Origin of the sequence: Fontimonas thermophila (assembly GCF_900113085.1) — a bacterium.
GTDB lineage: Bacteria > Pseudomonadota > Gammaproteobacteria > Nevskiales > Nevskiaceae > Solimonas > Solimonas thermophila.
Map to the genome: position 1 here is coordinate 286,123 of NZ_FOOC01000004.1, position 7,653 is coordinate 293,775.

The window sequence follows — 7,653 nt, forward strand, 5'->3', positions numbered from 1 at the left end:
GACGGCTCTACGATGAACGGGTCAGGGGGACCGCTCTGGTTCGGCGTTTCCCCGGATCGCACAGACCGCCTGGTGTGCGGACAAGTGGATGCGATGTGCCCCTATGCGCCGGATCAATTCCGTATGCATCAGGCGATCCATGACCGGCCCCTTGACTTCGGCGAGATGGAGTCGGATGCCTTGTGCAGCGAGTTCGCGCTCCAGCGTATCGAGCACATCCAGGCCGCTGGTATCGACATAGGCGACACCCGACATGATCAACACGACGTCGCCAAGAGGCTGATGCTCGACGATCAGGCGGTGGAGTTCGGATTCCACACGCGGTGCGTTGGCAAAGTACAGATTCTCATCGATACGAACCAGCAACAGACCCCGCCAGGTCTGCACTGGATGGCGCAAGACGTTGCGGTAGTGCTCGGTATCGCCAAGACGGCCGACGACGGCGATGTGCGGCCGGCTGGTGCGGTAGAGAAACAGCAGCAGCGACAGTGATGCCCCGGCGAGCAAGCCATGCTCGATGCCGAGCAGCAAGACGCCAACGATGGTCAGACCCTGGGCCATGGCGTCGCCCTTGTCATAAGACCAGGTGTGCAGAAGTGCACGCAGATCGATCAGTTGCCAAACGGCTACGACGATGATCGCCGCGAGTACCGACTTGGGAAGATCGGCGAGTAGCCCGGTGAACAAGAACGCGGACAGTGCGACCCACAGTGCTGTGACAACCGCAGCCAGCTGTGTGCGTGCACCGGCATCGAAGTTGACCATCGAACGCGCAAAGCCGCCGGCAACGGGCATCGCCCCGGCGCAGGCAGCTGCGATATTGGTCGCGCCTAGTGCCACCAGCTCCTGATCGGGATCGACCTTCTCACCACGTCGGAATGCCAGAGCCTTGGCGACGCTGATACTTTCGACGTAACCGATCAGCGCGATCAGAGCAGCGGACGGCAGCAGCGCGAGCCAGCCCGATGCCTGCAAAAAAGCCAGTGACACGCCGGGCAAGCCTTGCGGGATGCGTCCAACGACGTCCACGCCGTAGCGATCATGGGCTCCCGTGATGCTCGAGGCCATGGTGGTAATGGCGACCACGATCAGCGGAGCCACTCGCGACAGGATTGCAGCCTGTCCGGATCCGACGCCGCGTGCCGTCAGCCAGCGTTTGAGCGGATCGCGGGATAGTACCAGCAGCACCAATGAGGTCAGACCGAATGCCAGCGTCGCCGGATTCAGCTTGTCCGCATGTCGGGCAAGCTCGGTGAAGATGGCGATAAATCCCGCTTCGCGCGGCACCGGAATGCCGCTGAGCGCAGAGAGTTGTGTGGCGATGATGAAGATGGCCGCACCGCTTGTGAAACCCGACAGCACCGGATGGCTGATGAAATTCGTCAGCCACCCCAGGCGGAGTATGCCCATCATCAGTAGGGTCCCGCCGCTGAGGCAGGACAGGATCAGTGCGCCCGTCAGATAACGCTGCGGATCACCTTGTGCGAACGGAATCAGCGCAGAGGAGACCATCACTGCCGCCACCGCGACTGGGCCGACGGCAAGTGTCCGGCTGGTTCCGAGACAGGCGTAGACGATGATCGGGAGGACGCTGGCATACAGTCCCACTTCCGGCGGCATGCCAGCTAGCAGCGCATACGCCAGCGCCTGCGGAACCAGCAGGATGGCAGTGATGGTGCCGGCAAGCCCGTCCTGCAGCCATTGAGCAGCATTGCCGTGACGCAGATCGGACAACAGAGGCAGCCATTGCCGCTGGCGCCGTGCTTTGCCAGACGCAGCCATTTCGTGGATGGCGCCGCTTCAGCTTTGTCCGCAAGCGAGATTGGCCGGTACGGCCACGTCCATCAGCTTGGGATTGGGCAGCTTCAGATTGCGCATGATATGGACGTATTCCGCCTCGGTCTTGCCAGCAATACGCGGGTTGCGCAGTTTCTCCTCGATGACCGAAGACGAGGTCCAGCCCTTGTAGTCGTGTGCCGGATAAACAAGGGTATCGTCGGGCAATCGGAATAGCTTGTTGACGATCGAATCCCAACTCTGGTGCGGATCACCGTTCTGGAAGTCGGTACGCCCGGTCCCCCGGATCAGCAGTACGTCACCGGTGAACACGGCGCGCGGCGCCTGTGGATTGAGCACGAAGCTGAAGGACTCGTCGGTGTGACCAGGTGTGTAAATCGCCTGTAGGCGCACGCCATCGATGTCGAGGATATCGCCCTCGCGCACACGCTCGGAGACACACTCCGCCTTCGTGAACTCACCCATCAAGGTGATGCACCCCGTTGCGTTGCGCAGTTCGCCCAGCGCGGTGATGTGGTCGGCGTGCGTATGTGTGTCGATGGCGCGCACGAGCTTCAGGCCCAGGGCATCGATCGCCTCGAGGTACTGGGCGGTTTGCTCTTTCACCGGATCGATGATCAAAGCCTCACGGCCACGCCCGGACGCCAGCAAATAGGTGTAGGTACTCGATCCCGGATCGAAAAATTGCCGAAAAATCATGGCTGGAGCCTCTATATTTGATTTTGGAATAACGATATTCCACGCTGTTGGCAGTGTACGCCTGAGCTGGCTGCGCTTCAACCTCAGAAGCCTGGTTTTCGATTCGCTCTGATACACATACCGGTATATATTTCGATCATCTGGCTACCGCATGAGCGATCGGTTTCGAGGAAACGGCGTCGACATGCGTAGTGAGTGTGGCTTTGATTGACTGAGCTCGCGTGAATGTATAAGTAATCACATATACGGTACCCCTTACAGTTTATTAAGCAGGTGCGATCCGTCATCTTGTCGCGAGGAGAAGGCAAGGAGCAGACGAGGAAGAACGATGAAGGACAAGCAGCCCAAGCCTGGACGCATCATTCCGGTGCCCGAGAATTTCTTGTCTCCGGCCGACATCAGCCGCCGCCGAGCCCTCAAAGCACTGCTTGCGGGGAGTGCAGCCGCTGTAAGTGGGGCCGCCTTTTCAGGTGATGAGAGTGGCGGCAAGCTTGGAGTCCCGCCATGGTCCAAGAGTCTGGGCAAGCCGGTCGGGGCCAACCCCTATGGACTGCCTTCCGAGTTCGAGCGGCACGTCATACGCCGTGAATCGCCAGGGCTGACAACCTCGCCGCATTCATCGGTCGTGTTCACGCCGCTGCAGAACCTGTTCGGGATCATCACTCCCAACGGTCTGCATTTCGAGCGCGATCACGGCGGTCGCCCGGACATCGATCCCTCGCAGCATCGTCTGATGATCAATGGTCTGGTTCGCCAGCCGAAGATCTACACGATGGACGATCTGCTGCGCTTTCCGTCGGTGTCGCGCATCCATTTCATCGAATGTGGTGCGAACACCGCGATGGAGTGGGCGAATGTCTCGGTTCCGACCGTGCAGTACACCCATGGCATGCTGTCCTGCGCAGAATGGACGGGCGTGATGCTGTCGACCTTGCTCGACGACTGCGGTTTCGACCGCAAACGGGCCAAATACATTCTCGCAGAAGGCGCCGATGCGCCCAGTCTGACCCGCACGGTTCCGATCGAAATGGCGCTCGACGATGTCATGGTCGCCTATGGTCAGAACGGCGAGATGCTTCGCCCCGAAAACGGATATCCGCTGCGGTTGCTCGTTCCGGGCGTACAAGGCGTTTCGAGTGTGAAATGGCTGCGTCGCATCGAAGTGGGCGATCAGCCGTGGAATACGCGCGAAGAGAGTCTGCATTACAGCGATCTGATGCCGGATGGCATGAGCCGGCAGTACACCTGGATCCAGGAATGCAAATCGGTGATCACTTCGCCCTCTGGGGGGCAGAAGCTATTGGACAAAGGGTATTACCAGATCACAGGCCTGGCATGGTCCGGACGCGGTCGCATCAAACGTGTGGATGTTTCTACCGATGGCGGGCGGAACTGGCGCACGGCTGAGTTGCAGGATCCGATCCTGCCCAAGGCGCTGACGCGTTTTCGCATCGACTGGCACTGGAACGGTGAGCCAGCGCTGTTGCAGAGCCGTGCGGTCGACGAGACGGGCTATGTGCAACCCAAGATGCGCCAGTTGCGCGAAGTGCGCGGTACGCGATCGATTTATCACAACAACGCAATCCAGACCTGGAAGGTGGATCCAAGCGGAGACGTACACAATGTCCAGGTCTGAGTTGCATGTTCTCTGGGTGGCAGCGGTGCTCGCGAGCGCCACGACCAGTGTTGCGCTTGCCAAGGACTATGGGCTTGGTCGTCCAGCCACACCGGCTGAAATCGCCGAGTGGGACATCGATGTGCGTCCGGACGGACAAGGTTTGCCGCGCGGCAGAGGTTCAGTGGCTGAGGGGCAGGTGCTGTATGACGAGCAGTGCGCGTCATGCCACGGCACTTTTGGCGAGGGTGGGCCGCACATGGCGCTGGCAGGCGGTGTCGGTTCGCTCAAGACGGCGACACCGATGCGCACCATCGGCAGCAAGCTGAATTATGCGACGACGCTGTTCGACTATATCTACCGCGCGATGCCATTCCATGCGCCCAAATCGCTGACCATCGACCAGACTTATGCAGTTTCGGCTTATGTGCTGCACCTGAACGATATCCTGCCGGCCGATGCGGTGCTCGATCAGGATTCGCTCCCCAAAGTCGTGATGCCCAACCGCGACGGTTATACGCGTGACCATGGCATGGGTTCAGTCAACGGCAAACCGGATGTGCACAACACCCTGTGCATGAAGAGCTGCGAGAAGACAGTCGAAATCACTTCGCAGTTGCCGCCCGGTTTCACCGAGCAGGTTTACGGCGATGTCTCCAAGCATTTTCGTCGATATTCGGCTTTTCCCGGTGCTGGAGAAGCAGGCGGTTCGGCATCTGCGCAAGAGAAAAGCGCAGGCGGCAAAAGCCAAGGACTCCAACTCGCGCAACAGCATGGCTGCATGGCGTGTCACGGACTCGCCAACCGCATTGTTGGCCCCGGATTTAGCGAAATTGCGGCCCGATACCAAGGGCAAGCAGATGCCCGCACCATGCTGATGGACAAACTCGTCAAGGGAGGTGCAGGCAATTGGGGAGCGGTGCCGATGCCGCCGCAGACTGCCGTTCCCGAAACCGACCGCCAACTACTGGTCGAATGGATATTGCGAGGCGTACCCGAATAGATAGACAGCAGATGCGTTTTCTCCTCCGACTTTCACCCACCAACATCAGCCGGATTGATTCCATGCACTCGAGGTTTTTTTTCATTCCCATTGGTCACGCACTCAAGATCTTTGGGTTTTCGAGTTTATTGATAATGCCATCGCTGACCGCCGCCGCAGGCACAGAGGCGGCCAAGCTGGCGGAGCAGTATGCCTGCACCGCCTGCCACGGCGCAGATCGATCCGTTGTGGGACCGGCTTTCCGCGACATTGCAAAAAAATATGCAGGCAACAAGAACGCAGCAGCCGAGCTCGTTGCAAAAGTACGCGTAGGTGGTTCGGGCGTATGGGGGCAGGTACCCATGCCACCCAATGCACACGTGCCCGAGGCAGATGTACAAAAAATCGTTGCATGGGTGCTCGCGGGCGCCCCGGCTGAATGAGGTTCGCCATGATCAAGACAATAAGCCGCCGTCATCTCCTCGCTGCTGCCGGTCGCTGGGCTGCAGCGCTGGTCGCGGTTACCGTATTGCGCCCAATCTCGGCGTGGGCGGCCGAGCGCAACCACAAAGCGTTCGAAGCCAAATCACTGGATGATGTGGTCGGTGCATACGGGGGCAGCAGCGCGAGACTGTCCACCGATATCCTGCTGACGATTCCGGAAATCGCCGAAAACGGCGCGGTCGTCCCAGTCGCGGTCGAAAGTAAGCTGGCAGGCACGCGCAGCATCTCGATTCTGGTCGAGAAAAACCCGAGCGTTCTGTCTGCGCACTTCGTTTTTCCTGAAGGCACCGATCCCTATGTCGCAACCCGTGTCAAGGTTGCCGAAACTTCCAACATCATTGCGCTGGTACAAACAGCCGATGGCTATTACTACGCGCAGAAGCTAGTCAAGGTCACCCTCGGTGGATGCGGTGGCTGAAAAATACAGGAGACAGACATGGCAGATCCGATGCGAATCCGCGCCACGATGGTCGATAACAAGGTGGATGTCAAAATCCTGATGGCCCATCCGATGGAAACCGGCCAGCGTAAGAACCCAGACGGCACACTCGTGCCCGCCCACTACATCGACACCGTGACGGTTACCTGCAAGGGGAAAACCGTGCTGATGGCCGAATGGGGGCCGTCAGTGTCGCGGAATCCCTATCTCGCATTCCGTTTTACCGGCGCCGCGAAGGGCGACACGATCAGCGTGACATGGAAAGACAATCACGGCGACACGCGCACTGACGAAGCGGCGATTGCCTGAGGGGATGGCCGTGCGCCTGCCGATGCTGGTGTGGATGGTCGCTCTGCTGTGCGCAGGGGCGCCAACGCATGCAGGCGATGCCGCATCTACGCCGCGGTCTGGATCAGCGATATATGTGGTTTATCACTTTGATGCCGGCCTCGAACAGGCCAAACGTGGCCTGCGCAACATCCGCAACCATTTAAACGCCGATCCTGATGCGCGGATCGTGGTCGTCGGTCTGGCCGAGGGCATCGATTTCATGCTCAAGGGAGCAAAAACCGACGGTGGCTATCCGTTCCAGATCATGGTTGAAGAGCTGCAGGCCGACGGAGTCAGATTCAAGATATGTAACAACACCCTCGTCGCGCGGCATGTCGATCCCAAACAGGTTCTGGACGACGTCGAAATCGTTGATTCGGGAGTAGCTGAGTTGGCACGTCTGCAGATACGAGAAGGCTATGCCTACATAAAACCCTGACAGGTACACACGCAGTGCGCGTGCGCATCGGAGCGCACGGGAAGGAGAGTGTGATGAGAGTAGAATTATACAGATGGATCGTGGCGGCAGGGATCACTATTGTCACTTCAATCGCACTAGCGCAGGAAAGTGACCCGATTGCTGAATACCGCGCGATGTTCGGTGATGACAATCCGGCTGTTTTTTGGGAAATGCGCGGCGAGGAGTTGTGGAAAACACGCCGCGGCCCTAAGAATGCCGATCTCACCGGTTGTGATCTGGGTCTAGGCAAGGGCGTTCTAGCCGGCGCCTACGCGCAGCTGCCGCGCTATTTCAAGGATACGAACCGCGTCCAGGATCTGGAATCCCGCATCGTCTGGTGTGTGGAGACGCTCCAGGGCATTCCCGCATCCGAACTGCTCAAGGTCACGTTTGGCAATGGCGACAGCCAACGCTCGGACATGGAAGCGTTGACTGCTTACGTGGTGTCGCAGTCGAAACGACATCCCCCCACCTTCAGTAGCGGTTCGATCTAGAGTCCGGGTTGGATGGTAGCCGATGCCAGTTGCCTGGCGTAGGCGCTCGGTGTCAGTCCGCCCAATGCCTTCTTTGGTCGCTCCTCGTTGTACTCCCGGCGCCAGGTCTCGATGACGGTCCGGGCGTGCAGCAGGTGGGTGAACCAGTGTTCGTTGAGGCACTCGTCGCGCAGGCGGCCGTTGAACGACTCGACGTAGGCGTTCTGGTTCGGTTTGCCTGGTTGGATCAGACGCAGCTGCACGCCACGCGCGTGCGCCCAGGCGACCATGGCCTTGCCGCAGAACTCTTTGCCGTTGTCGGTGCGGATCACCTGCGGCAGCCCGCGCGAGCGC

10 protein-coding genes are annotated in these 7,653 nt (G+C 59.5%); 7 read left to right on the forward strand and 3 right to left on the reverse strand.

Features of this window, described 5'->3' with window-relative positions:
- Positions 1–21: 21 nt before the first annotated feature.
- Together BMZ48_RS06140 and BMZ48_RS06145 are read right to left on the reverse strand one after the other, a co-directional pair.
- Entirely contained in the window at positions 22–1,734 is a 1,713-nt protein-coding gene (locus tag BMZ48_RS06140) for a SulP family inorganic anion transporter (protein ID WP_200769536.1), read from the reverse strand.
- A gap of 66 nt (positions 1,735–1,800) precedes the next feature.
- Positions 1,801–2,496 carry an MBL fold metallo-hydrolase gene (locus tag BMZ48_RS06145; protein WP_091532951.1) on the reverse strand — a complete coding sequence of 232 codons (696 nt, stop codon included), beginning with the start codon at positions 2,494–2,496 and terminating at the stop codon, positions 1,801–1,803.
- Positions 2,497–2,824: 328 nt separating this feature from the next.
- Between BMZ48_RS06145 and soxC the strand changes: the two genes are divergently transcribed.
- The 7 genes from soxC to BMZ48_RS06180 are packed head-to-tail and all read left to right on the forward strand — an operon-like array spanning position 2,825 to position 7,320.
- The gene (gene soxC, locus BMZ48_RS06150) at positions 2,825–4,132 is read left to right on the forward strand and encodes a sulfite dehydrogenase (RefSeq protein WP_091532954.1); all 1,308 of its coding nucleotides are present in this window, start codon (positions 2,825–2,827) and stop codon (positions 4,130–4,132) included.
- On the forward strand, positions 4,119–5,114 hold the full coding sequence (locus BMZ48_RS06155) for a c-type cytochrome (RefSeq protein ID WP_091532956.1): 996 nt from the start codon (positions 4,119–4,121) through the stop codon (positions 5,112–5,114). Before soxC ends, BMZ48_RS06155 begins: the two co-directional genes overlap by 14 nt.
- Before the next feature lie 11 nt (positions 5,115–5,125).
- The gene (locus tag BMZ48_RS06160) at positions 5,126–5,536 is read left to right on the forward strand and encodes a c-type cytochrome (RefSeq protein WP_200769538.1); all 411 of its coding nucleotides are present in this window, start codon (positions 5,126–5,128) and stop codon (positions 5,534–5,536) included.
- An 8-nt stretch (positions 5,537–5,544) separates the two neighbouring features.
- Positions 5,545–6,015 (forward strand): thiosulfate oxidation carrier protein SoxY, encoded by a 471-nt coding sequence (gene soxY / locus BMZ48_RS06165; protein WP_091533013.1) that lies wholly within the window; start codon positions 5,545–5,547, stop codon positions 6,013–6,015.
- 18 nt (positions 6,016–6,033) lie between these two features.
- Positions 6,034–6,345 (forward strand): thiosulfate oxidation carrier complex protein SoxZ, encoded by a 312-nt coding sequence (soxZ, locus tag BMZ48_RS06170; RefSeq protein ID WP_091532960.1) that lies wholly within the window; start codon positions 6,034–6,036, stop codon positions 6,343–6,345.
- 10 nt (positions 6,346–6,355) lie between these two features.
- A complete protein-coding gene (locus BMZ48_RS06175) occupies positions 6,356–6,805 on the forward strand; it encodes a DsrE family protein (protein ID WP_091533015.1) in 450 nt (149 codons plus the stop codon).
- 53 nt (positions 6,806–6,858) lie between these two features.
- Entirely contained in the window at positions 6,859–7,320 is a 462-nt protein-coding gene (locus tag BMZ48_RS06180) for a hypothetical protein (protein ID WP_143383638.1), read from the forward strand.
- Here BMZ48_RS06180 and BMZ48_RS06185 read toward each other — a convergent pair.
- Positions 7,317–7,653: integrase core domain-containing protein (locus tag BMZ48_RS06185; protein ID WP_143383639.1), on the reverse strand; the 337-nt coding region annotated here is incomplete at its 5' end. The genes BMZ48_RS06180 and BMZ48_RS06185 overlap by 4 nt on opposite strands.

Excerpts from the sequence above, each read along its gene's own strand:
- BMZ48_RS06145 (WP_091532951.1), bottom strand. The coding sequence starts at position 2,496 with ATGATTTTTCGGCAATTTTTCGATCCGGGATCGAGTACCTACACCTAT.
- soxC (WP_091532954.1), top strand. The coding sequence starts at position 2,825 with ATGAAGGACAAGCAGCCCAAGCCTGGACGCATCATTCCGGTGCCCGAG.
- BMZ48_RS06155 (WP_091532956.1), top strand. The coding sequence starts at position 4,119 with ATGTCCAGGTCTGAGTTGCATGTTCTCTGGGTGGCAGCGGTGCTCGCG.
- BMZ48_RS06160 (WP_200769538.1), top strand. The coding sequence starts at position 5,126 with ATGCGTTTTCTCCTCCGACTTTCACCCACCAACATCAGCCGGATTGAT.
- soxY (WP_091533013.1), top strand. The coding sequence starts at position 5,545 with ATGATCAAGACAATAAGCCGCCGTCATCTCCTCGCTGCTGCCGGTCGC.
- soxZ (WP_091532960.1), top strand. The coding sequence starts at position 6,034 with ATGGCAGATCCGATGCGAATCCGCGCCACGATGGTCGATAACAAGGTG.
- BMZ48_RS06180 (WP_143383638.1), top strand. The coding sequence starts at position 6,859 with ATGAGAGTAGAATTATACAGATGGATCGTGGCGGCAGGGATCACTATT.